At 64.7% G+C, this 25,378-nt stretch carries 28 protein-coding genes; 14 read left to right on the forward strand and 14 right to left on the reverse strand.

Annotated features, from left to right (window positions below; genetic code table 11):
- Window positions 1–7 precede the first annotated feature (7 nt).
- The gene (locus FJ546_RS15045; protein WP_140890055.1) at window positions 8–682 is read right to left on the reverse strand and encodes a winged helix-turn-helix domain-containing protein; all 675 of its coding nucleotides are present in this window, start codon (window positions 680–682) and stop codon (window positions 8–10) included.
- A 171-nt stretch (window positions 683–853) separates the two neighbouring features.
- On the opposite strand from FJ546_RS15045, the gene FJ546_RS15050 reads away from it, so the two are divergent.
- A complete protein-coding gene (locus FJ546_RS15050; protein ID WP_140890056.1) occupies window positions 854–1,186 on the forward strand; it encodes an NIPSNAP family protein in 333 nt (110 codons plus the stop codon).
- Entirely contained in the window at window positions 1,183–1,527 is a 345-nt protein-coding gene (locus FJ546_RS15055; RefSeq protein WP_140890057.1) for an antibiotic biosynthesis monooxygenase, read from the forward strand. Before FJ546_RS15050 ends, FJ546_RS15055 begins: the two co-directional genes overlap by 4 nt.
- Before the next feature lie 35 nt (window positions 1,528–1,562).
- On the opposite strand, the gene mbfA is transcribed toward FJ546_RS15055, so the two are convergent.
- Window positions 1,563–2,546 (reverse strand): iron exporter MbfA, encoded by a 984-nt coding sequence (gene mbfA / locus FJ546_RS15060; protein ID WP_140890058.1) that lies wholly within the window; start codon window positions 2,544–2,546, stop codon window positions 1,563–1,565.
- Between the two features lie 174 nt (window positions 2,547–2,720).
- Between mbfA and FJ546_RS15065 the strand changes: the two genes are divergently transcribed.
- Complete coding sequence (locus FJ546_RS15065; protein ID WP_019862259.1) at window positions 2,721–3,041, forward strand: hypothetical protein; 321 nt, start codon at window positions 2,721–2,723, stop codon at window positions 3,039–3,041.
- Between the two features lie 138 nt (window positions 3,042–3,179).
- Complete coding sequence (locus FJ546_RS15070; protein ID WP_181167940.1) at window positions 3,180–4,157, forward strand: threonine/serine dehydratase; 978 nt, start codon at window positions 3,180–3,182, stop codon at window positions 4,155–4,157.
- Window positions 4,158–4,268: 111 nt separating this feature from the next.
- Here the strand turns inward: FJ546_RS15070 and FJ546_RS15075 are convergent, their stop codons facing one another.
- From FJ546_RS15075 to FJ546_RS15090, 4 genes are read right to left on the reverse strand one after another with little or no spacing between them, the layout of a single operon-like run.
- Entirely contained in the window at window positions 4,269–5,405 is a 1,137-nt protein-coding gene (locus tag FJ546_RS15075) for an ABC transporter permease (RefSeq protein ID WP_140890060.1), read from the reverse strand.
- Between the two features lie 11 nt (window positions 5,406–5,416).
- On the reverse strand, window positions 5,417–6,337 hold the full coding sequence (locus FJ546_RS15080) for an ABC transporter ATP-binding protein (RefSeq protein ID WP_140890061.1): 921 nt from the start codon (window positions 6,335–6,337) through the stop codon (window positions 5,417–5,419).
- Window positions 6,334–7,287 carry an HlyD family efflux transporter periplasmic adaptor subunit gene (locus FJ546_RS15085; RefSeq protein ID WP_140890062.1) on the reverse strand — a complete coding sequence of 318 codons (954 nt, stop codon included), beginning with the start codon at window positions 7,285–7,287 and terminating at the stop codon, window positions 6,334–6,336. Before FJ546_RS15085 ends, FJ546_RS15080 begins: the two co-directional genes overlap by 4 nt.
- The gene (locus tag FJ546_RS15090) at window positions 7,284–8,009 is read right to left on the reverse strand and encodes a CerR family C-terminal domain-containing protein (RefSeq protein ID WP_140890063.1); all 726 of its coding nucleotides are present in this window, start codon (window positions 8,007–8,009) and stop codon (window positions 7,284–7,286) included. Before FJ546_RS15090 ends, FJ546_RS15085 begins: the two co-directional genes overlap by 4 nt.
- A 90-nt stretch (window positions 8,010–8,099) precedes the next feature.
- Here FJ546_RS15090 and FJ546_RS15095 point away from each other — a divergent pair, with 90 nt between their 5' ends.
- From FJ546_RS15095 to FJ546_RS15105, 3 genes are read left to right on the forward strand one after another with little or no spacing between them, the layout of a single operon-like run.
- Window positions 8,100–8,573: a CYTH domain-containing protein gene (locus tag FJ546_RS15095; RefSeq protein ID WP_140890064.1), complete on the forward strand. Its 474-nt coding sequence runs from the start codon at window positions 8,100–8,102 to the stop codon at window positions 8,571–8,573.
- Window positions 8,570–9,514 carry a CHAD domain-containing protein gene (locus FJ546_RS15100; RefSeq protein ID WP_140890065.1) on the forward strand — a complete coding sequence of 315 codons (945 nt, stop codon included), beginning with the start codon at window positions 8,570–8,572 and terminating at the stop codon, window positions 9,512–9,514. The genes FJ546_RS15095 and FJ546_RS15100 overlap by 4 nt, the downstream gene beginning before the upstream one ends.
- 55 nt (window positions 9,515–9,569) lie before the next feature.
- Window positions 9,570–10,370: a lipo-like protein gene (locus tag FJ546_RS15105; protein ID WP_140890066.1), complete on the forward strand. Its 801-nt coding sequence runs from the start codon at window positions 9,570–9,572 to the stop codon at window positions 10,368–10,370.
- A gap of 8 nt (window positions 10,371–10,378) precedes the next feature.
- Here FJ546_RS15105 and FJ546_RS15110 read toward each other — a convergent pair whose 3' ends face one another.
- Entirely contained in the window at window positions 10,379–11,179 is an 801-nt protein-coding gene (locus FJ546_RS15110; RefSeq protein ID WP_140890067.1) for a helix-turn-helix transcriptional regulator, read from the reverse strand.
- 113 nt (window positions 11,180–11,292) lie between these two features.
- Here FJ546_RS15110 and FJ546_RS15115 point away from each other — a divergent pair, with 113 nt between their 5' ends.
- Entirely contained in the window at window positions 11,293–12,147 is an 855-nt protein-coding gene (locus tag FJ546_RS15115; protein ID WP_140890068.1) for a PQQ-binding-like beta-propeller repeat protein, read from the forward strand.
- A gap of 117 nt (window positions 12,148–12,264) precedes the next feature.
- Here FJ546_RS15115 and FJ546_RS15120 read toward each other — a convergent pair whose 3' ends face one another.
- Window positions 12,265–13,065, reverse strand: a complete 801-nt coding sequence (locus tag FJ546_RS15120; RefSeq protein WP_140890069.1) for an SDR family NAD(P)-dependent oxidoreductase — start codon at window positions 13,063–13,065, stop codon at window positions 12,265–12,267.
- Between the two features lie 100 nt (window positions 13,066–13,165).
- On the opposite strand from FJ546_RS15120, the gene FJ546_RS15125 reads away from it, so the two are divergent.
- From FJ546_RS15125 to FJ546_RS15135, 3 genes are read left to right on the forward strand one after another with little or no spacing between them, the layout of a single operon-like run.
- Window positions 13,166–14,092: a LysR family transcriptional regulator gene (locus tag FJ546_RS15125; RefSeq protein WP_140890070.1), complete on the forward strand. Its 927-nt coding sequence runs from the start codon at window positions 13,166–13,168 to the stop codon at window positions 14,090–14,092.
- A gap of 53 nt (window positions 14,093–14,145) precedes the next feature.
- Window positions 14,146–14,538: a nuclear transport factor 2 family protein gene (locus tag FJ546_RS15130; RefSeq protein WP_140890071.1), complete on the forward strand. Its 393-nt coding sequence runs from the start codon at window positions 14,146–14,148 to the stop codon at window positions 14,536–14,538.
- The gene (locus FJ546_RS15135; protein ID WP_140890072.1) at window positions 14,517–15,143 is read left to right on the forward strand and encodes a DNA-3-methyladenine glycosylase; all 627 of its coding nucleotides are present in this window, start codon (window positions 14,517–14,519) and stop codon (window positions 15,141–15,143) included. The genes FJ546_RS15130 and FJ546_RS15135 overlap by 22 nt, the downstream gene beginning before the upstream one ends.
- A gap of 54 nt (window positions 15,144–15,197) precedes the next feature.
- Here the strand turns inward: FJ546_RS15135 and FJ546_RS15140 are convergent, their stop codons facing one another.
- The 4 genes from FJ546_RS15140 to FJ546_RS15155 all read right to left on the reverse strand — a co-directional run bounded on the left by FJ546_RS15140 (window position 15,198) and on the right by FJ546_RS15155 (window position 18,651).
- A complete protein-coding gene (locus FJ546_RS15140) occupies window positions 15,198–16,934 on the reverse strand; it encodes a SulP family inorganic anion transporter (RefSeq protein WP_140890073.1) in 1,737 nt (578 codons plus the stop codon).
- 66 nt (window positions 16,935–17,000) lie between these two features.
- Entirely contained in the window at window positions 17,001–17,279 is a 279-nt protein-coding gene (locus FJ546_RS15145; RefSeq protein ID WP_010912541.1) for a helix-turn-helix transcriptional regulator, read from the reverse strand.
- A gap of 294 nt (window positions 17,280–17,573) precedes the next feature.
- The gene (locus FJ546_RS15150) at window positions 17,574–18,284 is read right to left on the reverse strand and encodes a phosphatase PAP2 family protein (RefSeq protein ID WP_140890074.1); all 711 of its coding nucleotides are present in this window, start codon (window positions 18,282–18,284) and stop codon (window positions 17,574–17,576) included.
- A gap of 28 nt (window positions 18,285–18,312) precedes the next feature.
- Window positions 18,313–18,651 (reverse strand): hypothetical protein, encoded by a 339-nt coding sequence (locus FJ546_RS15155; protein ID WP_140771065.1) that lies wholly within the window; start codon window positions 18,649–18,651, stop codon window positions 18,313–18,315.
- Between the two features lie 171 nt (window positions 18,652–18,822).
- Between FJ546_RS15155 and FJ546_RS15160 the strand changes: the two genes are divergently transcribed.
- On the forward strand, window positions 18,823–20,214 hold the full coding sequence (locus FJ546_RS15160; protein WP_140890075.1) for a sensor histidine kinase: 1,392 nt from the start codon (window positions 18,823–18,825) through the stop codon (window positions 20,212–20,214).
- Window positions 20,211–20,873, forward strand: a complete 663-nt coding sequence (locus tag FJ546_RS15165) for a response regulator transcription factor (RefSeq protein WP_140890076.1) — start codon at window positions 20,211–20,213, stop codon at window positions 20,871–20,873. The genes FJ546_RS15160 and FJ546_RS15165 overlap by 4 nt, the downstream gene beginning before the upstream one ends.
- A 182-nt stretch (window positions 20,874–21,055) precedes the next feature.
- Here FJ546_RS15165 and FJ546_RS31230 read toward each other — a convergent pair whose 3' ends face one another.
- Entirely contained in the window at window positions 21,056–21,592 is a 537-nt protein-coding gene (locus tag FJ546_RS31230) for a hypothetical protein (RefSeq protein ID WP_181167941.1), read from the reverse strand.
- 273 nt (window positions 21,593–21,865) lie between these two features.
- On the opposite strand from FJ546_RS31230, the gene FJ546_RS15175 reads away from it, so the two are divergent.
- The gene (locus FJ546_RS15175; RefSeq protein ID WP_140890078.1) at window positions 21,866–23,869 is read left to right on the forward strand and encodes a PhoX family phosphatase; all 2,004 of its coding nucleotides are present in this window, start codon (window positions 21,866–21,868) and stop codon (window positions 23,867–23,869) included.
- A gap of 210 nt (window positions 23,870–24,079) precedes the next feature.
- Here FJ546_RS15175 and FJ546_RS15180 read toward each other — a convergent pair whose 3' ends face one another.
- Window positions 24,080–25,249: an NAD(P)/FAD-dependent oxidoreductase gene (locus tag FJ546_RS15180; RefSeq protein ID WP_140890079.1), complete on the reverse strand. Its 1,170-nt coding sequence runs from the start codon at window positions 25,247–25,249 to the stop codon at window positions 24,080–24,082.
- Window positions 25,250–25,378 lie beyond the last annotated feature (129 nt).

Consider the following 25,378-nt stretch of genomic DNA (forward strand, 5'->3'; position numbering starts at 1 on the left):
CGCCGGTTTACGCCAAAAAGACTTTCTCGAAGGCCTGCTTGCCGGACGGCCAGAAAATCACCGCGCGGCTGTCCTTTTCGCGGCGCGCCCATTTTTCCAGAAGGATCTTGTCGAGGATAGCCGCGCCCAGCGTGCCGGCGAGGTGCGAGCGGCGCACGCTCCAGTCCAGGCAGGCGCGGCAGACCGGGCGGCGCGGTTTGGCGTCGACATCGATGCCAATCGCCGCAAAATGCGATGGCGCCGACGGTCCGAGCCTGATCTCCCTGTCGTCGCGCAGCAATATGTCCTTCTCGACAAGGCGGTCGAGCATCGCCACCGCCTGCTCGCCGGCGAGATGGTCGTAGCAGACGCGGGCGACGCGCATGGCGCCGTCACGCGGACCCGGCCGCACGCGCTTGGGGCCTACAGCCTCGGCGACACCGGTGATGGCCTCGATCATGCCTGCCACCTGCGGGCCGGCGAGGCCGTAATAGCGGTGGCGGCCCTGGCTGGCCAAGGTCAGCAGCCCGCCCTCCATCAATTTCGACAGATGCGACGAGGCAGTCGGCAGCGACACGCCGGCTTCCAGCGCCAGTTCGCTCGCCGTCAGCGCCGTGCCGCCCATCAGGGCGTTCAGCATGTTGGCGCGGGCCGGGTCGCCGACCAGGCTGGCGATGCGGGCGATGTCAGGTCCTTCACGCATAGTTCGTTCCTTATCGAAGCATTCTTGTCAGATAGCCATTATTCTCCGGTCAGATCAAGGCGCCGGCGACGCAAGCGACAATGGCTCCTGACAGGAAATGCCTAGCACACCAATGCGTATGACGTTTCGACCGCGCTCGAAGCGTCGATGCAGGAACCCAAGGAGACGACCATGACCATCACCTGCTTCATCCGCTATGAGATCGACCCGTTCGGCAAGGCCGCCTTCGAGGAATATGCCCGCAACTGGGGCCAGGCCATTCCGCGCTGCGGCGCCGATCTGATCGGCTACTATGCCCCGCATGAAGGCTCGGCGACGACCGCCTACGCCGCCTACAACATTGAAAGCCTGGCGGCCTATGAAGCCTATCGAGCCCGGCTTGCCGCCGATCCCGCCGGCAAGGCAAACTATGAGTTCGCCAAGCGAGAACGATTCATCCTCAAGGAGGACCGCATGTTCTTGAAACACGTCTCCGGGCCGCACGCCGAGCTGGTGCTGGCGTGATCGCCGTCATCTTCGAGGTGCAGCCTGCTGAGGGCCGGCGCGATGCCTATCTCGCCATCGCCGCCAATCTGCGTCCCTTGCTCGACGGCATTGACGGCTTCATCTCGATCGAACGTTTTCAGAGCCTCGCCGATCCGAACCGCATCGTATCGCTGTCATTCTGGCGCGACGAGGACGCGGTGAGGGCCTGGCGCAACACCGAAGAACACAGGCAGGCGCAGCAGGCCGGCCGCGGCGGCATCTTTGCCGGCTACCGATTGCGGATCGCCCATGTGGTGAGGGATTATGGGCTGACCGAGAGGGAGGAGGCGCCGGCGGACAGCCGGGCGGTGAATGGGTGAGCCTTCTTCCTTCTCCCCTTGCGGGAGAACCGCCCTCACGCGTTCCCGATCAGCACGCCGGCCGCGAACACCAGCGCGCCGCCCAGCACCACCTGGAAGGCGGCGCGCAGGAAAGGGGTCTGCATGTAGCGGTTCTGGACGAAGGCGATGGCCCAAAGTTCGAAGAACACCACCACGGCGGCAACGGCCGTCGCCGTCCAGAAATGCGGAATGAGATAGGGCAAGGCGTGGCCGAGGCCGCCGGCCGATGTCATGACGCCGGTGGTGATGCCGCGTTTTATCGGCGAGCCGCGACCGGAGAGCTTGCCGTCGTCGGAAGCGACTTCCGTAAAACCCATTGAGATGCCGGCGCCGATCGACGCGGCAAGCCCGACCAGGAAGGTCTGCCAGGTGTCATGCGTGGCGAAGGCAGCGGCGAAGATCGGCGCCAGCGTCGACACCGAACCGTCCATCAGGCCGGCCAGGCCCGGCTGCACGTAAGTCAGGATGAACTGGCGCTGCTCGGCGGCGGCCTCTTCATCCTTCACCTCGCCGGGCACGTGCTTCTGCTCCAGCCGCTGCGCCAGCGTCTCGTGGCCCTGTTCGGCTATCGCCAGGTCATTGAGAAGCTTTCGCGTCGAGGCATCGGTCGTGCGCTTTGCCGCTTCGACGTAGAACAGGTAGGCCTGCCGCTCCATGGCCTCGGCCTGGCTGCGCACATGCTCGATGCCGAGCGGCCTCACCAGCCAGTCGGGCTTGCGCTCATAATAGCCCTTCACATGTTCGCGCCGGATCAGCGGGATGCGCTCGCCGAAGCGCTTGCGGAAGAGCTCGATCAGCGAGTCGCGATGGCCGTCCTCTTCCTCGGCCATCTCCTCGAACACTTTCGCCGATTGCGGAAAACTTTCGGCCAGCCCGTCGGCGTAGGCCCGGTAGATGCGCCCGTCATCTTCCTCGGATGAAATGGCCAGCGCCAGGATTTCCTGTTCGGAGAGCGATTCGAAGGAGCGGCGGCCGAAGCCGAAAACACGGGAAAGCATGAGCAAAAGACCCTAGTTTAGAATTGTTCTAAACTATGGCCTGCCCTGCTCCGGGTCAATCGCGCTGAGGGTCACGGCTTCAAGAATTGTTGAAGCCCTTGAGCGGCCACGCTTCTTCCTTATTGGCAAAGATTAACCTATATAGCTGAACCTAAGACAAGAATGAGGTCCCTCATGACGAAGCCGCACCCCCAGCATTTCGACCCGAAACCCGTTCTCGATCTCATCGCCAGCATCGAGGCCGATCTGCAGCGCCTGAAGGGCCTGGTCGAGCAGCAGATCGAGAAATTCGATCCCGCCAACCCACACAACAAGGCCCCCGACGGCAAGCTGACCGAGGAAGGGGTGGAGTGTTGCTACCGCATGTTCGACGAAGGCAAATCGCGCTATTCGGTCGCCCAGCAGATGAAGATCTCGTTCGCCGCCGCCACCCACCGCTTCAACAATTGGCGCAAGCTGGGCGGGACCAAGAGGCAGCGGACGTTGCTAGGGTGAAACTGGCGAGATGCGGCGGGGCATCGCCGAAACGGCGGAGACAGTCCACCAACTTTGTAACGGTCACATTTTTTCGATGGTGTGCCACGGCCGTTTGCGGGCATCATGAGAAGAGAATGCCTCTTTGCTGGACTTCGCATGACCACCCCTCCCGGCATTGCCGACATCCACGCCGCCGCGGCGCGGCTTTCCGGCCTGATCGTCGAAACCCCCTTGATCGAATCGGCCGAGCTGAACAGCCGCTTCGGCGGCCGCATCCTGTTCAAGCCGGAGACGTTGCAGCGCACCGGCTCGTTCAAGTTCCGCGGCGCCTACAACAAGCTGTCGTCGCTGAGCGAGGAAGAGCGCAGCCGTGGCGTCGTCGCCTTCTCCTCCGGCAATCATGCGCAAGGGGTCGCCGCTTCGGCCGCCATGTTCGGCGTCAAGGCGGTCATCGCCATGCCGGCGGACGCGCCGGCGATGAAGATCGGCAATGTCCGCAGGATGGGGGCGGAGGTGGTGCCCTTCGACCGCTTTCGCGACGACCGCATGAGCGTGGTTCGCCCCTATATCGACCAGGGCATGGTGCTGGTGCCGCCCTTCGACGATCCGGCCATCATTGCCGGGCAAGGCACGATCGGCCTTGAACTCATGCGGCAGGCCAAGGCGCTCGGCGTCAGCCTCGACGCCGTCGTCATCCCCTGCGGCGGCGGCGGCCTGTCGAGCGGCATTTCGGTGGCGGTCAAGGATGCCTCGCCGGGCACCGCGGTCTGGGCCGTCGAGCCCGAGCATTTCGACGACACGCGCCGCTCGCTCGCCGCCGGCGCCCGGGTTTCGAACGAACCAGGCCATAGCTCGATCTGCGACGCGATCCTGACCGCCGAGCCGGGCGCCATCACCTTCGAAATCAACCGCAGGAACCTCGCCGGCGCCATCGCCGTCTCCGACAAGGCGACCGCACAGGCGATGCGCGATGCCATGGCCTATCTCAAGCTGGTGGTCGAGCCGGGCGGCTGCGTGGCGCTTGCGGCAGTGTCGGCGGGCGAGATCGAACTGTCCGGCAAAAGTGTCGCCGTGGTGCTGTCCGGCGGCAATGTCGATTTCGGCACCTATGCCGGGATCATGGCGGCCGCCTGATCGCCCTATCCTCTCAGCCCTGTCCGCCGTCGGCGCGGCCCGACGGGCTGCCATCCAATCAAGAGGCCTGCACGTAGCGTAGCCTTTCAGCGACCTCCCTGCGAGCGCCGGTCAGTCCAGCGTGCGCCTGAACCGCAAAAGCGCGGCGCCCGCGAACACCAGCACGAACACGGCCAGCCAGCCGATCTCGGTGGCGATGGCATGGAAGTCGGCGCCCTTCAGCATCACCGCGCGGGTGATGCGCAGGAAATGCGTGAGCGGGAAGATTTCGCCCAGCGCCTGGGCCCAGCCCGGCATGCCGCGATAGGGGAACATGAAGCCGGACAACAGCAGCGACGGCAGGAAGAAAAAGAAGGTGAGCTGCATGGCCTGCATCTGCGAGCGGGCCATGGTCGAGATGGTGTAGCCGAGCAGCACCAGCGACAGCACGAAGACAAGCACCGACGACAACAGCAGCGTCAGGCTGCCGACGAAGGGGATATCGAACAGAAGCTTCGCCGCCACCAGCACCACCGCGACCTGCACCGCGCCGACGACGAGGAAGGGCAGCACCTTGCCCAGCATGATCTCGGCGGGACTGGACGGCATGGCGAGCAGGTTTTCCATCGTGCCGCGCTCGGTTTCGCGGGTCAGCGCCATGGCCGTCATCATCACCATGGTCATCTGCAGGATGACGCCGAGCAGGCCGGGCACGATGTTGTATTGCGAAATGCCTTCAGGATTGTAGCGATGGTGCACCACCACCTGCAGCTGCTGCCTGGCATTCTCGGCGGCGGCCGCCTGCATGCCTTGCGCGCGCAGCAGCGCCTGGCTCGCCACCGTGCTCAGCGTGGAAATGGCGCCGCTCGCGGCCGAGGGATCGGTCGCGTCGGCCTCGATCAGGATCTGCGGACTGTCGCCGCGCTCGACCCGGCTGGCGAAGTCGGCCGGGATGGTGACGACGAAGGAAACGTCGCCGCGCGCCATCAGGAACTCCGCCTCTTCGGCGCTCTCGGTGACATGGTCGAAATGGTAGTAGCCCGTCACCTGCAGCGCCGAGACCATGGCGCGCGTATACTGGTCGTTGCTCATCGCCACCAGCGCCGTCGGCAAGCCCTTCGGATCGTTGTTGATGGCAAAGCCGAACAGAATGAGCTGCAGCAGCGGCACGCCGAGCATCATGGCGAAGGTGATGCGGTCGCGCCGCATCTGGATGAATTCCTTGATCAGCAGCGCGCCGAGCCGGGCGAAGGAGAGGACGCTGTTCATGCCATATTGTCTCATGCCATATTGTCCTTCGACCCCGACATGAACTGGATGAAGACGTCCTCCAGGCTGGTTTCGCCTGGCGCCACGGTCACGCCCTTGTGCTCCTTCTCGACATCGGCAAGGGCTGCCTCGAGCTTCTTCCTGTCGGAACCGACGACATGCAGCGTGGCGCCGAACGGCGCCACCTGGTCGACACCGGGGCGGCCCTGCAGCTCTTCGGCCACCTTGGCCAGCCGCGGACCCTGCACCACGAACGTCGTCAGGCCGGCGTTTTTCACCACCTCCTCAACGGTGCCGGTGGCCAGCATCTTGCCGTAGGAGATGTAGCTGATGCGGTGGCAGCGCTCGGCCTCGTCCATGTAATGGGTCGAGACCAGCACGGTCAGCCCGCCGCTGGCGAGGCGATGGATCTCGTCCCAGAATTCGCGCCGCGCCTTCGGGTCGACGCCGGCCGTCGGCTCGTCGAGCAGCAGCAATTTCGGCTTGTGCATGATGCAGGCGGCGAGCGCCAGCCGCTGCTTCCAGCCGCCGGACAGCGTGCCGGCCAGCTGGTCGCGGCGCGAGGTGAGGCCGAGTTCATCAAGCGTCCTGGCGACATAGTCCTCGACCGGTTTCAGCTGGTAGAGCCGCGCCACGAATTCGAGATTCTCGCCGATCGTCAGATCCTCGTAGAACGAGAATTTCTGCGTCATGTAGCCGACTTCGCGCTTGATGCTGAGCGAGTCGGTGCGGATGTTGAAACCCAGCACCGTGCCTTCGCCTTCGTCCGGCGTCAGCAGGCCGCACATGATGCGGATGGTGGTGGTCTTGCCCGAGCCGTTGGGGCCGAGGAAGCCGACGATCTCGCCCTCGGCGACCGACATCGTCACATGGTCGACGACGGTCTTGTCGCCGAACCGCTTGACCAGGCCGTGAACGTCGATGGCGTTCATTTGGCCGTTTCCGCAAGGTCGACATCGACGATCTGGCCGGGCTGCAGCGGGCCGGCGTCGCCCTCCGGCCGCGCCTCGACCAGATAGACCAGCTTCTGCCGGTTCTCGAGCGAATAGATCACCGGCGGGGTGAATTCGGGATCGGGCGAGACATAGCTGACGCGCGCCTTCACATCGGGGCCGCAGCCGTCGCAATGGACCCTGAGCAGGCTGCCGATCCTGACCGAGGCGAAGGCGGCCTCCGGTATGTAGACGCTGAGCTTCACCGCGCCGTCAGGCAGCATCGAGATGACCGGCGCGGTCGGGCCGGCTGTGTCGCCGGGATTGCGGATGACGTCGTTGACGCGGCCGGGCGAAGGTGCGGCGAGCGTGCGCTTGGACAGCCGCCACTCGGCCTGCCGCAGGGCTGCCTGCGCCTGCTTGACCTGATTTTCGGCGGCCTTGATCGTCTCGGACCGCGCCGGCAGGCCGCCGACTGCGAGATTGGCCTGCGCCTGGCCGACCTGGGCGTTGGCAGTCTCCAGCGTCGCCGAGGCGGTGTCGTAGTCGGCCTGGGTGCCGGTGCCGCGCTTGAACAGATCGGCGGCGCGGTCGTATTTGCGCTTGGCGTCGTCGGCCTGCGCCTTGGCCATGTCGACCTGCGCCTTGAGTGCGGCGATCTCTTCCGGCCGCTTGCCGACCTGCAGATCGGCGAGCTGCGCCTGCGCCTGGGCGAGGCTTGCCTCGGCCTGCGCCACCGCGATCCTGGCGTCTGCGCTTTCCAGCGTCACCACCGTAGTCCCCGGCGTGACGCGATCGCCGCGCTTGACGGCGACGGTCTCGACCTGCGCCACCTCGATCGGCGCCAGCAGCACATAATCGCCCTCGACATAGCCGACGGCGAGCGGAGCGGCGGGCGCACAGGCGCCGAAGAGTTGAGCGGCAAGCGGCAAGGAGCAGAGGAAACTCATTGTCTTGATCCCATTTTGGGTTTTGATCCCATGCGGGCGGCCAGTATGGCGCTGAGATTGTCCGTCGTGACCGCCACGACCTTGGCGGCCTCGGCGGCGCCGATGTCGTTCCAGCCCATGCGGCGCTTCACCGCCTCGCGGCCGATGCGGAAATAGACGACCTGGCCGATCAGCGTGAACACGGTGAGCCGGGTCCGCTCGCTTTCGGCTGGCTCGCCGGTCGCCTGCTCCCAGAGATGGCATAGCCGGCGATGCGTCGGCTCGAACACGCCGTCATAGACACGGTCGAGCGCAGCCGTGGGATGCTGCAGTTCGCGCAGCAAGAATTGCACGATCTCGCCGGCGTGCGGCTGCGCCACGACGAAACCGACGATCCCCTCTATCGCGGCGAAAAGCTGCGCGCGCGCCGCCTCGGGATCGCCCGCCGGCGCGGCCTGGCCACTGGCTGGCGGCTGGCCGGCGGCCAGTGCCTGGCCGGCAACCGCCTGGACAGTCTCGACGATATAGTCGGCGACGGCGGCGCGGAGGCCTTCCTTGCCACCGAAATGATAGGCGATGGAGCCGATATTGGCCTGCGCCTCGGCCGCGATCTCGCGGGTCGAGGTGCCATCGAAACCCTGCCGGCCGAACAGTGTCAGCGCCGCCTGCACGAGCGCGGCGCGGGTAGGCTCCGCGGGTGATGTCTCGCGGCGGGAATTTTTGGCGTCGGGCAATTTGATCACGACAAGACTTTAATCAATCGATTGATTAAAGTCAACTTGTGTTCGGAGCTGTCTTGCCATCGCCCGCGGCAAACGCTTTAGTGCGGGGCCATGGGCAAGGAAGTCGAGCGTAAGTTCCTGGTCTCCAGCACCGCATGGCGGGAACTGGCCGAGGCGGATATCGGCATCCTCCAGTTCTATCTCGCCACGGCGCCCGGGCGAACCGTCCGCATCCGCATCAGCGACGGCGCTTCCGCCAAGCTGACGCTCAAATTCGGCAGCGGCACTCGCGAGCGCGACGAATTCGAATATCCGATCCCTCTGGCGGATGCCCTGGAGATGCTGGACTTCGCCATCGGACGTGTCATCGAGAAGACACGTCACCATGTTAGGCACCGCGGCTATCTCTATGAAGTCGATGTCTTTGGCGGTGCACTCTCGGGACTTGTGGTGGCCGAACTCGAGACTCCGGAAGATGTGCCGGACGAAATGCTGCCTGACTGGCTCGGCCGTGAAGTGACAGGCGAGCAGAAATTCTACAACGCGTCGCTCGCCCTCGGGGGGACACCGGAGATCGCCGCATGAGCTTTCGCATCGACCCGCGCCTGCCGCTGACCGGCGAGGTCAGGCGCATCCTTGCCGCGGAAATCGGCAAGGCGCTCCAGCATCTGGATGCGGCGCGCAGCCGGCCGGAACAGGGGCTGCACAAATGCCGCAAGCGGCTGAAGAGCGCGCGTGCCTTGCTGCGGCTGGTTCATTCCGGCGACGAAACATTCTGCACGACAGAGAACCAATGCTATCGCAACGTGGCGGCGCTGCTTGCCGCTCCCCGCGAGGCAACGGCGCTGATCGAGACCCTCGACCGGCTGGCGGCGGCTTTTCCCAAGGAGAGCGCCGATGGCGGGCTCGACGCCGTGCGCGAGAGGCTGGTCGCCCGTCAGCACGATTTGCATGAAGGCGCCGGCCTCCAAGCAGCGATCGGCGCGGCGACCGCTGTCTGCGAAGACGGCATGAAGCGGATCGAAAGCCTCGCCTTGCCCGACCAGCCGGAACAGGCGGCCGACGTGCTTGCCGAAGGCGCACGCGTCACTCTGCGCCGCGCCAAAAAGGCGCTCGACAAGGCCGGCGCGCGCGGCGAAGCCAATGATTTCCATGATTTGCGCAAGGCCGCCAAGACGCATGGCATGCACCTGTCCCTGCTGGGCAGGCTGTGGCCGACGCCGATCAAGGCGCGGCGCAAGGCGGTCGATGAACTGGGCGAGCGGCTCGGCGAACTGCATGATCTGTTCGTCATGCGCGCCCTGCTCGAGGCGGACGACGAGCCGCTGGGGCCGCTCGAGGACACAAAGCTTCTCGGCAAGCTCTTGAAGCGCTCGGAGAAGCAGTCGCGGAAGACTTGCCTCGCCGATGCAACCGAGCTGTTCGGCGACAGCCCCAAGCGCGCGACACGCAAACTGGCCCGCAAGGCGCGCGACGACCTGGCCGGCCCGACGCCGCATGACGAGACGAGCGCTTCCGCCGGCTGACCAAACGCCGGCGCGCTGGCACTCCCCCGCCGGCCCGTGCTAGTCACGCCCTACCATGACCGAGCCCGGCGACACGCTTCTGGATCGACTTGGCCGCTGGCTTGCCGGCCGGCTGCAGCAGGAATCCTCCGGCTACGAGCCCTATACCCCATCCGACGCCGAGACGCTGCGCCGCACGCTGGAGCCGGGCGACATCCTGCTGATCGAGGGCAACCAGAAGATTTCGGCTGCGATCAAATACCTCACCCAGTCGACATGGTCGCATGCGGCCTTCTATGTCGGCGACGCGCTGGCCGAACCGGAGGACGGAACCGAGCGGCGGCGGCTGATCGAGGTGACGCTCGGCGCAGGCTGCGTGGCGGTACCCCTGTCGCGCTATCGCAGCTACAACACCCGCATCTGCCGGGCGAGCGGGCTCACTCCGGAGGACCGCGATCATGTCGTCGCCTTCATGATCGGCAAGCTTGGCCTGAGATACGACCTCAAGAACATTTTCGACATGTTGCGCTACTTCTTCCCGACGCCGCCGGTGCCGGTGCGCTGGCGCCGCCGCATGCTGGCCTTCGGCTCCGGCGACCCGACGCGGGCCATCTGCTCCTCGCTGATCGCCGAGGCCTATGGCCAGATCCACTACCCGATCCTGCCCGAGATCACCCGTGCGCCGGGCCGCGCTTCGGCGCAGTCGAGCTATATGCGCAAGGAAATCCTGCACATTCGCCACCACTCGCTCTACACGCCGCGCGACTTCGACCTGTCGCCGTTTTTCCGCATCGTCAAGCCGACGCTGGAATATGGTTTCGACTACCGGCAGATGGTCTGGGACGACAAGGCTGCCGAGACGAAGGCGGCCGAATAGCATTCCTTTCAAGCTGGAAGCGGGCGCCGTGCTTTCGCGGCGGGCTGCTCGTGCGGGCGCGCACCAGCATCGCGCGGGTGCGGGCCGATCGGCATGATCGCAGGGAACGGCGTCGCCCCGAAGGCGAACGTGAATTTGTAGCCGGTGAGCCCGTCCTCGGGCGTCGTATGCTGGTCGTGATGAGCGAGCAGCTTGGCGCGCTCGGCGAGTTCCTCCGCCTCGCGCCGCACCATCTCCGCCGTCTCCGGCCGCATCCGCCTGGAGAAGCTGACGAAAGTCGCCTCCTTGTCGATATGGGTGATGGCCCAGCCGATGAAATTCTTGTTGGTCATCTCGAACAGCGGCCTCAGCGGCCCTTCGAAATTCCACTGGATCGGCGTCTCGACCAGCAACCTTGCCGAAAGACCCCGGCCGAGCGCGATCAGGCCGAGTTCCTCGAGGTCGCGCAGATAGAGGAACATCGAGGCCTCGCTCAGGCCTTGCGAGTGCATGATGCCTTCGGGCGTGAACTTTTCCGACAGCATGACGAAGATGAACAGCAGCGCCGGCCGGCCGGCGAGCCGGCGCTCGATCTCGGGCGCGATGTGGTTGACCGGCCCTGGCCCGCGGTTCATCGAGCCGAGCACGTTTTCCAGCTCGACGCCGGCGGCCGTGCAGATTTCCACCAGCCGGTCGAGCTTGCAGTTGCGCTCGTGGAAGATGCGCTTCACCGTGGGCTCGGAAACGCCCATGCGTTCGGCAAGCCCGCGATAGGTGACGCCCTTGGCCTTCAGCGTCCGCTTCAGCGCCTCGAAGATCGGACCGTTCATGGGATGCACCTCTTGCCGGCGGTTTCGTATCGGTATTCGATACTAGCGGCAATCAGGCTTTCCGAAAAGTATCGAAAATCCTAGCTCTGGCCTGTCATCACAGGAGAACAGCCATGAACCGCCTCTCAGCCTTTGTCGTCGCCATCGGTATCGCCGCCGCACCAGCCGCCCAGGCCGGTGAGCTCTGGCGCGCCACGGGCCTCGAACAGCCGGAATCGGCGCTCTACGACGCCGCCAACAACCGCATCATCGTCTCCAACATCGTAGGCAATCCCGGCGTTGCCGACGGCAACGGTTATCTCTCGGTGCTGTCCCTCGACGGCAAGACGATCACCCAGCACTGGACCGACGGCATGGACGCGCCCAAGGGCATGGCGATATCGGGCGGCAAGCTCTATGTCGCCGACATCACCAAGGTCCGCGTCGTCGATCTCGCCAGCGGCAGGCTGATCGCCAGCATCGTGGTGCCGAATGCCGTCTTCCTCAACGACATGACCTCGGACCACACAGGCAAGGTCTATGTCAGCGACATGCTGGCCGACACGATCTATCGCGTCGACGGCGACGGGCCGGAGCTGTTCGTCCGGGATGCGCTGCTGGCTTCGCCCAACGGCGTCTTCGCCGACGGCGACAGGCTGATCGTCGCCTCCTGGGGCAAGGGCATCAGGCCCGACTTCAGCACTGCCGAGCCGGGCGGGCTGCTCGCCATCGACCTCGCCAGCAAGGCGATTTCGCCGCTGCCAGGCGCGCAGAAATTCGCCGACCTCGACGGCGTCATCGCTATTGGCGACACCATCTATGCCACCGCCTACATGACCGGCACGCTCTACCGCTATAAGGCCGGCGGCGCGCCGGAAGCAGTGGCGCATTTCAAGCCGGGCAGCGCCGACATCGGCACCGACGGCAAGTCGATCCTCTACGTGCCGCTGATGAACGAGGGCGAAATCGCGGCGCTGAAGCTCGACTGAGGGCTCGCCAATGACCCAGGCCTGACGCCTTGAAACTTTTTGAGACCCTGTCCATTCGCGTCAAACCAGATGCCTGAGCGGTTCGTCCTTTCCGTGAAAGACGAACCGCTCGAGCCGTCACCTCATGCCGCCGATGTTGTAGCCGCCGTCCACCAGGATGCTTTGGCCAGTCACGTACGACGCCTCCGGACTGCTCAGCCAGGTGACAGCACCGGCAATATCGTCCGGTTGCCCGATGCGCCCGAGGGCAGTATGCGCGCCGATCGCAGTGACCGCTTCGGGCGGCAACACGCTGGTCATCGGGGTATCGATAACGCCCGGACTGACGTTGTTTATGCGAATACCGTCTCTGCCGATTTCGAGTGCTACCGCACGAACCATGGCATCCAAGGCACCCTTGCTAGCGGCATAGATCGAGAGATTCACGTTGCCGCCAGTCGCAGCGACCGATGATGTGTTTATGATGGATCCGCCGTGACCCTGCTTGCGCATCTGGATAACCTCGTGCTTCACGAGAAGCCAGACACCCTTGACGTTGGTCGCAAGCACCTGATCGACGTCATCCGTGGTCAGATCCTCGATCGGCTTGTAGGCCGTGATGCCTGCATTGTTGAATGCGATATCCAGCCGGCCGAATTTTTCCACGACCGTGCCGATCGTTTTCTCCACAGCGCGCTCATCCGTGACGTCGGCCGGCGCGACCATAGCCGTTCCGCCCGTTTCCGCGATCTCCCTCGCTACCGCTTCAAGTTCGGGCACCCGTCTTCCAACCAAGGCCACCTCAGCACCCTGGCGCCCGAATGCGAGGGCGGCGGCCCGGCCGATTCCGCTTCCGGCACCCGCGACCAGTACGACCCGGCCCGCGAACCTTTCCGGGTCGCTCCGTAGGATCGTCTTGTCCTGCAACTTTACCAACATCATCCAACTCCTTTCGAGATCGGTTTCAAACGTAGTGGGGATGGATATGTTGGAAAATGATCTATAATTGGCATGCCTTGTTGAGCAGGAAGCAACAATCATGAGAGGAAGCGACTTTGCCGAACTGATCGCGTTCGTCGCCGTTGCCGAGACGCGGAGTTTCGTGCGAGCGGCTTCAAAGCTCAATCTCTCCCGTTCGGCCTTGAGCCATACGATCCGCACGCTGGAGGAACGGGTAGGGACAAGACTACTCAACCGTACAACGCGCAGTGTATCCCTGACCGACGCCGGACGAACGCTGTATGCCCGGCTGCCCGTGGCATTTGCCGAAATCAAGGATGCCGTCGATGGCTTGAGCATCTATAGCGAGCGTCCGGCGGGCACCATTCGCCTGAACCTGCCCCGCGTAGCGGCGGAGGTGCTGGTCGCTTCGAAGCTTCCCGCCTTCGCGACCGCCTATCCCGCCATCCATGTTGAACTGACCGTCGAGGACCAGCTTTCGGATATTGTGGGTAGCGGCTACGACGCGGGAGTTCGTCCTGGCGGATTGCTTCATCAGGACATGGTAGCGGTCCGGCTTACACCGGACTTTCGCACCGCGATCGTCGGGTCACCCACATATTTCATGTCCAATCCGATACCAAGAATGCCGAAGGACTTGGTCGGGCATTCTTGCATCAATTACCGATGGACCGAGTCCGGCGTGCTTTATCAATGGCCGTTTGGCAAGGCAGGAGAACAGGTGGACGTTGAGGTAGCGGGTCCCCTGACGATGAACGATGCAGGCCTGACCGTCGCGGCGGCGCTTGCCGGGATGGGCTTGGCCTGCACGCTTGAAAGCAACATTACGCAGGAGCTGGCACAAGGGCGCCTGGTACGGGTATTGGCGGACTGGTGTCCGCCGTCTCCAGGCTTCTACCTCTATTATCCCAGCGGGCGCCTGCTTTCGGCGGCATTCAGGGCATTCATTGATTTCATGCACTGTAGCGAGGACGTCTCGCGCCAAGCCAAGGTTTCGATGGAGTGAGGCGCATTCCAACACGACGGTCCATCGACGGCGTGATCAAGAGGAGGATTGCGATGGAAGACATTGCGGAAGACCGCGACATCCCCACGGCTCTGGATCGTCACTGGGCTGCCTCCGATGCCGGTGACTTCGAGGCGGGGCATGAGATCTACCGGGAGGATGCGGTGCTCGACCATCCGCAATCGGGCGAGCGCATCCGCGGGCGGCGCAACATCCAGTCCTCCCGCGCCGCGCAGCCCAACCGCAAGCGCTTCAGCGGGCGGCGGATCACCGGCGCCGATGGTCTCTGGGTCACCGAATATGTCCTGACCTATGACGGGCGGCCCTCCTACACGGTCAGCATCATGGAGTTCCTCGACGGCAAGGTGGTGCGCGAGACCCAGTATTTCAGCGATCCGCTCGAGCCGGGATCGTCGCGCGCGCAATGGGTCGAGCGCATGCCGTGAGCCATGGGGAAGATCATCCGGCGATCGCCCGTCCTGAGCTGCCGGGCGAGACGGTCGCGCTCGCCCGCTTCCTCATCGGCAAGCTGGTGGTGCGCGATTTGCCAGAGGGCATGGTCAGCGGCCGCATCGTCGAGACCGAGGCCTATGTCGTCGGCGACGCCGCCGGGCATGGTTTCAGGGGGATGACCCCGCGCAACCGCTCGCTGTTCCTCGAGCGCGGCCACGCCTATGTCTATCTCGCCTATGGCGTCTCCATGATGCTGAATGTCTCGAGCGAGGCGGAAGGAATCGGAACCGGCGTCCTGATCCGGGCGCTCGAACCGCTCGAGGGCATCGCCATCATGCGGCGCAATCGCGGCGTCGAGCGCTTGCGCGACCTGGCGCGCGGGCCGGGCAGGCTGGCGGCGGCGCTGCGGATCGATCGGTCGCTCGACGGGCTCGACCTCTGCCGGAAAGGGCCTGTATGGCTGGCGAAGGACGGCCAAAAACCCGGCGAGATCGGGCAGGGCATCAGGATCGGCATTACCAAGGATGTGGACCGGCTGCTGCGGTTCTATGTCAGGGGAAGCCCGTTCGTCAGCGGTCCGAGCTCGCTCAACCCATGACGGCCGGCAGACCTCCTCCCTTGAGGGATGCTGGTTGCGAAGGGGCTGCCTCTCTCATTTCTCCGCCAGTTGCGTCCGTGCATCGCTGATCGAAGCGGCATAGGTCACCAGCGGCCGCTTGACGCCGTGGTTGATCAGGGTGCGCCGTATCTGCGCAGAGGCCCCCGATATGATGAAGCGCACACCGGCGCGCCTGGCCTTGTGGGCCGCGCTTTCGATGACATTGGCGGCCGTCGAATCGAAGAAGGGCACCGCCGAGCAGTCGAGGATGAAATTCTTGCGCTGGTCGGCAATGCGGTCGAGCACGCCGCCGACGGTGGAAGCGGCGCCGAAGAAGAAGGCGCCCGAGATGCGGTAGACGACGGTGTCGACGTCGCTCGCCTCGCTGGCATCATAGGCGCGGCCGCCGATGTCGGCGACATCGTCCTGCACCAGATCCGCCTCGACCGCGATCGACTTGGCCATGCGGTCGATGAACAGGATCGAGCCCAGCGCGAAACCGACGACGATGCCTTCGGTCAGGTCGCGGAAGACGACGATCAGGAAGGTCGCCATCAGCACCAGCGCGTCGCCGCGCGAGGCGCGCAACAGCGTCGCGAAGGCCTGTTTCTCGAACATGTTCCAGCAGACCACCGCCAGCACGCCGGCAAGCGCGGCAAGGGGGATGTAGCTGGCCAGCGGCGCCGCCACCAGCATGAAGACCAGCAGGAACAGGGAATGCAGCATGCCCGAGACCGGCCCATGCGCGCCGGCCCGCACATTGGTGGCGGTGCGGGCGATGGTGCCGGTGACGCAGATGCCGCCGAACAATGCGGATGCGATGTTGGCGAAACCCTGCGCCACCAGCTCGCAGTTGGAACGATGCCGCCGGCCGGTCATGCCGTCGGCAACCACGGCCGACAGCAGCGATTCGATGGCGCCGAGCAGCGCAAAGGCAAAGGCGTCCGGCAGCACCGCGACGATCTTGCCCATGCTGAGCGTCGGCAGCGTCGGAAACGGCAGGCTGCGGGGAATGCCGCCATAGCGGGTGCCGATGGTTTCAGCCGGCAACGCCAGCAGCGCCACCACCAACGAGGCAAGCCCGACGGCGATCAGCATGCCCGGCCAGCCCGGCCGCCAGCGCTTCACCGCGACAATGGTGACGATGGTCAGCACCGCCACCAGCGTCGCCGAGATGTTTATCGTGCCGGCGGCCTGCCCGATCGCCATTAATTTCGGCAGCAGCGGTCCCGGCTCCGGCCCCGCAAGCCTAAGCCCGAACAATTCGACGATCTGGCCGGAGAAGATGATGATCGCGATGCCGGCGGTGAAGCCGACCGTCACCGGATAGGGGATGAATTTGATATAGGTGCCAAGCCTGAGATAGCCGATGGCGAGCAGGAAGACACCGGCCATCATCGTTGCCAGGAGCAATCCATCGACGCCTTCGCGCCGGACGGTCGCCGCCACCAGCACGATGAAGGCGCCGGCCGGCCCGCCGATCTGGAAGCGGCTGCCGCCGAATGCCGAGATGATGAAGCCGCCGACGATGGCTGTGAACAGGCCGCGCTCCGGCGTCACGCCGGAGGCGATGGCGATTGCCATCGACAGCGGCAGCGCCACGATGGCGACGGTCAGCCCGGCCATGAAGTCGGCCTTGAACTGCGGCAGGTGGTAGCCTTCGCGCCAGACCGTCACCAGCTTGGGCGTGAACAATTCGGCAAATGTCGGGCTTACCGACCCTCGGGCCGACCCACGAGTCGACGCCGACTTATCGGTCGGTTGATGCACTGCCTGCCGTGTCTGATCCATGGACTGCCTTCCGCACATGAAGGCGGCGGGATCGTCGGCAGGAGTGTCGGCGGTCGCCGTCGCGACTTATGCCGGCTCAGCCCTGGGATCTGGCGGCACGGCGGGTTTGAGGCGCACGCCTCTGCCGCCGCGCTCGCTGGCCTGGTTCTCGCCGATCAACTCCACCCCGGCCTCGTCGAGCGCCTGGATGACCTTCATCAGCGTATCGACCACGCCCCGGACCACGCCATCGCTCGCTTCCATGCGCTGGATGGTCGGAAGCGAAACGCCTGCGCGTTCGGCGAGCGTCTTCTGGTCGATGCCGGCCAAGGCCCTTGCGGCACGCATCTGCGCGGCAGTGATCATCGGCCGGACCCCATGTCTGAGTCTGCAGGAATAAGGTATAATACCGTTGTCATGATGTTTCAAGCATCAATATAAATGTCTGAGGCATAAGCGCCTGCGCCTGATTGTCCATTTTTTCCGATACTTCCCGAGGATTGCAGGCTAGGGTGTTTCCATCTGGGCAGGGGGTAACGCGGTTGAATATTTTCAAGACCTTGATGACATCGGCATGCCTGCTTTCGATGGTTCTGGCTCTGGCAGGCTGTGGTGGACACCTCATCAACCGATTGATCTGAGCGCAGCCCGAGGGTGCAGTCAGGCGCCGTCGGTATCGTCGCTCACCACCTTGCGGCGCTGCAACACCCGCGCCGCCAGCCAGCACAGCATCGCCCAGGCGAAGCCCGCGCACCAGCCGGCCAGCACGTCGGACGGCCAGTGGACGCCGAGATAGATGCGGCTGACGCCGACCAGCACCGTCGTCAGCACGGCCAGCGACAAGACGTAGATCTTCGTCGCCCTGCCATGCAGGAAGCGCGCCGCGAGCGAACCGAGCGTGAGATAGGTCACCGCCGACAGCATGGCGTGGCCGCTCGGGAAGGAAAGCGACGTCTCGCTGACCAGATGCGAAACAAGCTCGGGCCGCGGCCGGTCGACGCCGACCTTCAGCAGGTTCGACAGCACCTGGCCGCCGGCCACGGCGACGAAGATGAGAAGGGCCGTCCCCGGCCGGCGGATCAACAGCAAATAGAGGATCGTTGCCGTCGTGATCAGTACCACCACGCTGCCGCTGCCGAGGCTGGTGATATCGCGCATGGCGCCTTCCAGCCACGATGGGCCGATCGGAATTGCCGGTTGGCCAACCTGGCGGAAGGCAAGCAGGATTTCGGTGTCGAAGGCGTGCGGCGCGGATGCCCGCGCCACCTCCATCAGCTCCACGAAGCCCCACAGGCCGCCGGCGATGATCAGGCCGGCCAGCAGCACCGGGAATTCGATGCGGTTGAGCAGGGTGCTTGCGATGTCTTTCATCGGGCCGGTGTCACAATCTTCATCTCGATCAACGCCCCTGCAGATAGGGCCCGAGCGTGATCAGCGCCACGGCGGCGATCGCCAGCACGATGCCGGCGGCCTGCAGCGCGTTGACGCGCTCGCCGAAGAACACCAGCGCCACGACGTTGACCGAGACCAGCTGGATGACCGCCGAGAGGCTGAACGACACCGACATGCCGAATTCGCGGATCAGCCGCAGCATGATCAGATTGCCCAGCGAGTAGAGCGCGAGCGTCAACAGGATCTTGCCCAGGCTCGGCGCCAGTCCCCATTGCTTGGCGGCGGTTGCCGCCAAAAGGAAGATCACCGTCGAAAAGCCAAGCTGCAGCAGTCCCGAAAAACTCAACGTCCCATCCCCCTCGAAGCGGCTGCCGCCGCATGTGCCGCGGACCTTGTTTCCGAAGCGCCTCGACACGTCAAGCGACCTCGTTCTAACGAAGGTCTTGGCAACGGCAAGACTGAGGCTCAATGTGCCGATATCGCCCAGCTTGTTCGATCTAAGGGCGATCAGGGGCCCATGATTCGTATTCTGCAGAATTTGGCGCGGCGCTGGAGCGAGCTTTCCCTTGCCCTGCAATTCCTCGTTGCCGGCGGCTTTGGCCTGCTGGCCGTCATGCTGGTGGTGGGTGCCTGGGTGACGTCGCAGATCCGGGACGGCGTCACCCGCAATTCGGCCGCCACGACGGCGCTCTATGTCGACAGCGTGATCGCGCCGCTGCTGCCGGACCTGCGCAAGAGCGAGCAGCTCAGCGAGTCCGTCAAGCAGGCGCTCGACGAGACGCTCGGCCAGGGCGCGCTCGGCAAGCGCCTGGTCTCGTTCAGGCTCTGGCGCCGAGACGGCACCGTGCTCTACGCGAAAGATGCAACTTTGATCGGCCGCCGCTTTGATCTGACCGACGATCTGCGGTCCGCCTTCAAGGGCAACGTCACCGCCCAATTCGATACGTTCGACGAAACCGAAAGCAAGGAGCGGGCCGCGGGCGTGCCGTTGATGGAGATCTACAATCCCGTGCGCGAACCCTGGTCGGGCGAGGTGGTGGCCGTCACCGAATTCTTCGAGGTCGCCACCGATTTCAAGGCCACGCTGGCCTCTGCCCTGCTGTCGAGCTGGCTGATCGTGGCCGGCACCACCCTGACGGCTTTTCTGCTGCTGTCGAGCATCGTGCTGCGCGCCAGCCGCACCATAGACGATCAGCGCGGGGCGCTGCGCCGCCAGGTGTCGGAATTGCAAGGCCTGGTGACGCAAAACAGCGCCTTGCGGCAGCGTGTGCAACGGGCGTCCCGGCGCGCCACCGCGCTCAACGAACGATATTTGCGCCGGATCGGCGCCGACCTGCATGACGGACCGGCGCAACTCGTGGCCCTGGCGGCGCTGCGCATGGACAGCCCGGTATTTTCCGGCGACGGCCATTGGGGCGAAAACCGCGCGACCGAGGTCGCGATGATCCGCAAGACGCTGGAGGATGCGATGCGCGAAATTCGCGGTATCTGCACCGGTCTGGTCTTGCCGCAGATCGAAACGGCCGCGGCAACGGACATATTGCGGATGGCGGTCGACGAACATCAGCACCGGACGGGAACGTCCGTGCTGCTCACGCTGCCCAGGCATTTGCCTGATCTCGGCACTTCCGAAAAGATCAGCATCTATCGTTTCGTGCAGGAAGGGCTGAACAATGCCTATCGCCACGGGCGGGCCAAGGATCAGACGGTGCGGGCCGGGATGAAGAATGGCAGGCTTTTTGTCGAAGTGTCGGATAGCGGGCCGGGTTTCGATCCGGCGCGGGTCGACGGGTTGGGTCTCGCCGGTCTCAGGGAGCGGGTCGAAAGCATTGGCGGCCAGTTCGAGACCTTGACCGGAGCGCAAGGCACGCGATTGGTGATCAGTCTTTCGATCGAGGAGCAAGCATGATTGGCGCTATCCGCATCGCTATCGTCGACGATCATCCGCTGTTTCGTGAAGGCGTGACGCGCAGCCTGTCGGAGATCGGAGGTTTCGAGATCGTCGGCGAAGGCGCGACAGCGCAGGATGCCGAACGCATTGCCTCGACGGTGCAGCCTGACATATTGCTGCTCGACATCTCCATGCCGGGCGGCGGCCTGTCCGCCGTTGCCAGCATCCTTGCCGACCATCCAGCGCAGAGGATCGTCATGCTGACGGTTTCGGAGACCAATGCCGATGTAACCACGGCGCTGAACGCAGGCGTGCAGGGCTATATCCTCAAGGGCGTCGGATCGCGCGCGCTCGCCGACATCCTGCGCAATGTGGCAGCCGGCGAGGGTTACCTTACGCCGACGCTGTCGGCACGGCTGCTTTCCGATCTCCAGTCCCCGCAATCTGCCGACGGCGTGGCGGACCGGCTGCGGCAACTGACCGAGCGGCAGGCGGAAATCCTGCGGCTGGTGGCGGAAGGGCTCAGCAACAAGGAGGTTGCCTTGCGCCTGGAGCTGCAGGAGAAGACGGTCAAGCACCACATGACCGGGGTGCTGTCCAAACTCAATGTGCGAAACCGCACTGAAGCGGCTCTCATGGTGCGCGAGTTCCGCGACCGGGACAGAAATCGCTCTTAGAGCAGCTCCAGGAAAAGTGTGAAACGGTTTTCCCGGGCAAAACGCATGGCGCTTTCCCCCGGGGAACTGCGTCAAACAACAGCCAGGCCATTGCGGACCGCGCAAGGGCTGGACAAAGGAAGGTCACCCCGCCGGGGCGGCGGAGGTGACGTGTGAAACCGGCCGTTGCCTGCTGGCCAGTTTCACAAGGCTTTCAGACGGCTGACATCGGCCGGCGTGGCCCGGCGGTCGATGATCGTGCGACCCAGCGCATCCTTCATTTTGAAACGGCCGTTCTCGATCTTTTCGGTGATGCCGTCGGGATGTGTGACCGTGATCTTGTTGCCGCTCACCTCGACCTTGTCACCGGTCGTGCCGTTGACATGGCCGGCGCCTTTGGTGCTCTGACCCTTGCCGGACGGCGAGTTGTCACCGCTGCCAGCCGTTGCGGAATTGCCGCCGTTTCCATTTCCGTTATCGCTGCTGCTGCCGCCGCTGTTACCGCCACCGCCGCCGCCGTTGCCACCATTACCGCCGCCATTGCCGCCCCCGCCGCCGTTACCACCGCCACCGTTGCCGCCATTACCGCCGCCACCGTTGCCGCCGGCCTGTGCTGATGCGGCGTCGATTCCGGGGGCGGAGCCGTGCAGGGCAATTCGATAGGGAACGATGGTCAGCGCCAGCGCCGCCGCCGAAACGAGCGCCAGCCGGCAGCACCGGGCCGTGATCGATCCGCGCATCCTGATCTCCGTCGATTGAGCCGGCGCGCCCACCCCAACGTTGCAACCAGCAACATCGCCGAAAGATGTATTGGCCGGAAGCGACCTCCGACCGTTGCGTTTGTCCTCCAGGACTTTTGCAAGCGCAAGATTGGACCAAAGTCCTAGGTACACACGGGCAAGTCGCCTCGCCCTGAGCCTTCGGGCCTATATGATGTCACGAAAATGTGATCGGCCTGGCGTAGGGGTCGAACAGGCAACAAGCTCCACCCACTCCAAAGCCAGAGGCCCATCGTGACCGAACATCGCTCCCCCGACGCCCGATTCCGCACCAGCCTGCTCGAGGAAAACGAAGGACCGGCCACCAACCCCACCGACAACCGCACCATGGGCGAGATCATCGCGGCGCGGTTCTCGCGCCGGGGATTCCTGAAGGGATCGCTCGCCGTCTCGGCGATCGCCGCGACCGTCGGCCCGCTGGCCATGATCGCCGCCGACGATGCCCGCGCCGCGGAAGGTTCCGCCTTCCAATTCGACGAGCTCGAGGCCGGCATCGACGACAAGCATCATGTCGCGCCGGGCTACGACGCCGACGTGCTGTTGCGCTGGGGCGATCCGCTGTTTGCCGATTCGCCGGAGTTCGACCCGACGAAACAGTCGGCCGAGGCGCAGGCCAGGCAGTTCGGCTACAACAATGACTATGTCGGCTACATCGCGATCGACGGCTCGGCCGAGCACGGCCTGCTCGTCGTCAACCACGAATACACCAACCCGCATCTGATGTTTCCGGGCATCGTTGCGATCGTCGAGAAGGACGGGAAGAAGAAGGCCGAGGTCGCGCCGCTCACGAAGGAGCAGGTCGATGTCGAGATGGCGGCGCATGGCGGCACCATCGTCGAAATCCGCAACTATGGCGGCAAATGGCAAGTGGTGCGCGACGGCAAGCTCAACCGCCGCATCACCGCCACCACCGAGATGGCGTTGTCGGGCCCGGTCGCCGGCCATAACCGCGTCAAGACCAATGCCGACCCGTCCGGCACGAAAGTCTTCGGTACTTTCAACAACTGCGCCGGCGGCGTCACCCCTTGGGGCACCTATGTGATGGCCGAGGAGAACATCCACGGCTATTTCTCCGGCGAATTGCCCGAGGGCCACAAGGAAGCCGCCAACTACAAGCGGCTCGGCATTCCGGAAGGCGCCTACGAGTGGGGCGCGCATTACGACCGCTTCAACCTCGCCAAGGAGCCGAACGAACCCAATCGCTTCGGCTGGATCGTCGAGGTCGACGTCAACGATCCGAATTCGACGCCGAGGAAGCGCACCGCCATGGGCCGCTTCAAGCATGAGGGCGCCGAATCCATCGTCGCCAAGGACGGCCGCGTCGTCTTCTATCTCGGCGACGACGAGCGCTTCGACTATGTCTACAAATTCGTCACCAAGGGCACGTTCAGCGCCGACGACCACGCCGCCAACAAGGACCTGCTCGACGAGGGCACGCTGCATGTCGCCAAATTCGCCGAGGACGGCACGGTGGACTGGCTGCCGATCGTCTTCGGCCAGGGGCCGCTGACCGCCGTGAACGGCTTCGCCGGCCAGGCCGACGTGCTGATCGAGACGCGGCGCGCCGCCGATCTGCTCGGCGCCACCAAGATGGACCGGCCAGAGGACATCCAGCCCAATGGTGTCAACGGCAAGGTCTATGTCATGCTGACCAACAATTCAAAGCGCAAGGCCGATCAGGTCGATGCCGCCAATCCGCGTGCCGAGAATGCCTTCGGCCACATTATCGAGATCACCGAGACCGATGGCGATTTCACGGCCACCAAGGGCAAATGGGAAGTGCTTTTGAAATGCGGCGATCCGTCGGTTGCCGATGTCGGCGCCACCTTCTCGACGGCGACGACGGCTCATGGCTGGTTCGGCATGCCCGACAATTGCGCGGTCGATTCGGCCGGGCGCCTGTGGGTCGCTACCGACGGCCAGGGCCCGAAGGCCACCGGCCGCACCGATGGCCTGTGGGCGGTCGACACGGAGGGGGCTGCGCGGGCAACTTCGAAGCTGTTCTTCCGCGTGCCGATCGGCGCGGAAATGTGCGGCCCGCTGTTTGCGCCCGACGACCAGACCGCCTTCGTCGCCGTCCAGCATCCGGGCGATGGCGGCGAGGATTGGGAAGGTTTCGGCCGGCCGTCCTACTATGAGGATCCGTCGACGCGCTGGCCGGACTTCAAGCCCGAAATGCCGGTGCGGCCGTCGGTCGTCGCCATCACCAGGCAAGGCGGCGGCAAGATCGCAGTGTGATATCAGGCCTTGCGAATCTTGAGGGAGGGGTTCGGTTGGCGACCGTCCCTCCTGCGGCGTGGAGTCTATTCAAACTCCGGGAAAGATTGGCAATTTACACATGGCGCCCTACCTCCGCGGTCAGGAGACCGCCATGTCGAAGTCAGTCTATGAGGGAAAGCGCTACGCGCTTATCCCGGGAAAACCGCTCACACTTTTCCTGAAATTGCTCTAACGGCCGGCTCCGGCGATCCGCCTGGCGATGGCCTTGCCCAGTATGACGGCATTGGCGAAGCAGCCGCGAATGCTCGGCCGCATGCCGGTGAACCACAGGCCGGGCAGTTTCGGGTCGGCTTCATCGCCATTGAAGACCGGGACACCCTTGGCGTCGAGGACGCCGAGATTGCCGACCATGCGTTCCAGCCCGGTGCGGTAGCCCGTGGCGGCAATGACGATATCGGGATCGATCAGGCGACCATTGGCCAGGATCACCCCGTCGCGGGTGAATTCGCGTATCGCCGGAACCACGGTGATCTTGCCCGACTTGATGGCGTCGACGGCGCCGTCATCCGCGGCGATCGCGGTGTAGTCCGAGGCCAGGCGGCTGGCGCCGCCCGACGGCGCGGGCGGCATGCCGAATTTGGTGAGATCGCCGAAAACCAGGCGCTGCGTCGCGGCCATCACCGCGTCGGCGACGCGGATCGGCAAACGCGCCATGAGCGGCGAAAGCCGGTGCACGGCGATCTTGCCGATGCGCTTGGGCAGAAGCGCGGGGCCATTGCGGGCCGACAGCCAGAGAGAAGCCGTATCCACGCCGGCCAGATGATTGAGGGCATCGAAGCCCGAATTGCCGGCGCCGACGACCAGCACCTTCTTGCCGGCATAGGACTTGGCGTCGCCAAAATCCGCCGAATGGATGATCCGGCCCGCGAAGGCCTGCATGCCCGTCCACTGCGGCGTGAAGGGCTCCTTGTCGCGGCCGGTGGCGACGATGACATGACGCGCCAGGCGCGAGCCGGCGCCGGTGCGCACCAGCCAATGGTCGCCCCTGAAGACGAGGGTCTCGACGGCGACGCCGAACTCCACCGGCAACTGGTTCGCCTCGCGGAAATCGTTCATATGGCGGATGACGACATTCCTGGGTGGAAAGGCTGGCGTGCCTCCAGGATAGGAAAGGCCGGGCAGCGCCGAGAGATCGCGATGGGTGTTGAGATGCAGCTGCGGGTGCCGCCGATGCCAGGGTTCGGCCAGCCGGCTCTCCTGCTCCAGGATCGCCACCGGCACGCCAGCCTTGATCAGGGCCTGCGCGGCAGCCAGTCCGGCGGCACCGGCGCCAATGACAATCGCCGGCTCGACCGCCGCCACCTGCTCCCCCTTCGGTCTGGGTGTCGTATCAGCCATTCGCTCTCAAAATCCATTCAACCGCCGCATCCTGCAAGCTCTCAGGACGCTGTAACCGTTTGATCGCGCGCAGACCCAAACAGCGGATCGATGCGCTCAAGTGCCTTGCGCCGCCAGTGCGCAAACAAC

It is taken from the genome of Mesorhizobium sp. B2-4-19, assembly GCF_006441315.1.
Lineage (GTDB): Bacteria > Pseudomonadota > Alphaproteobacteria > Rhizobiales > Rhizobiaceae > Mesorhizobium.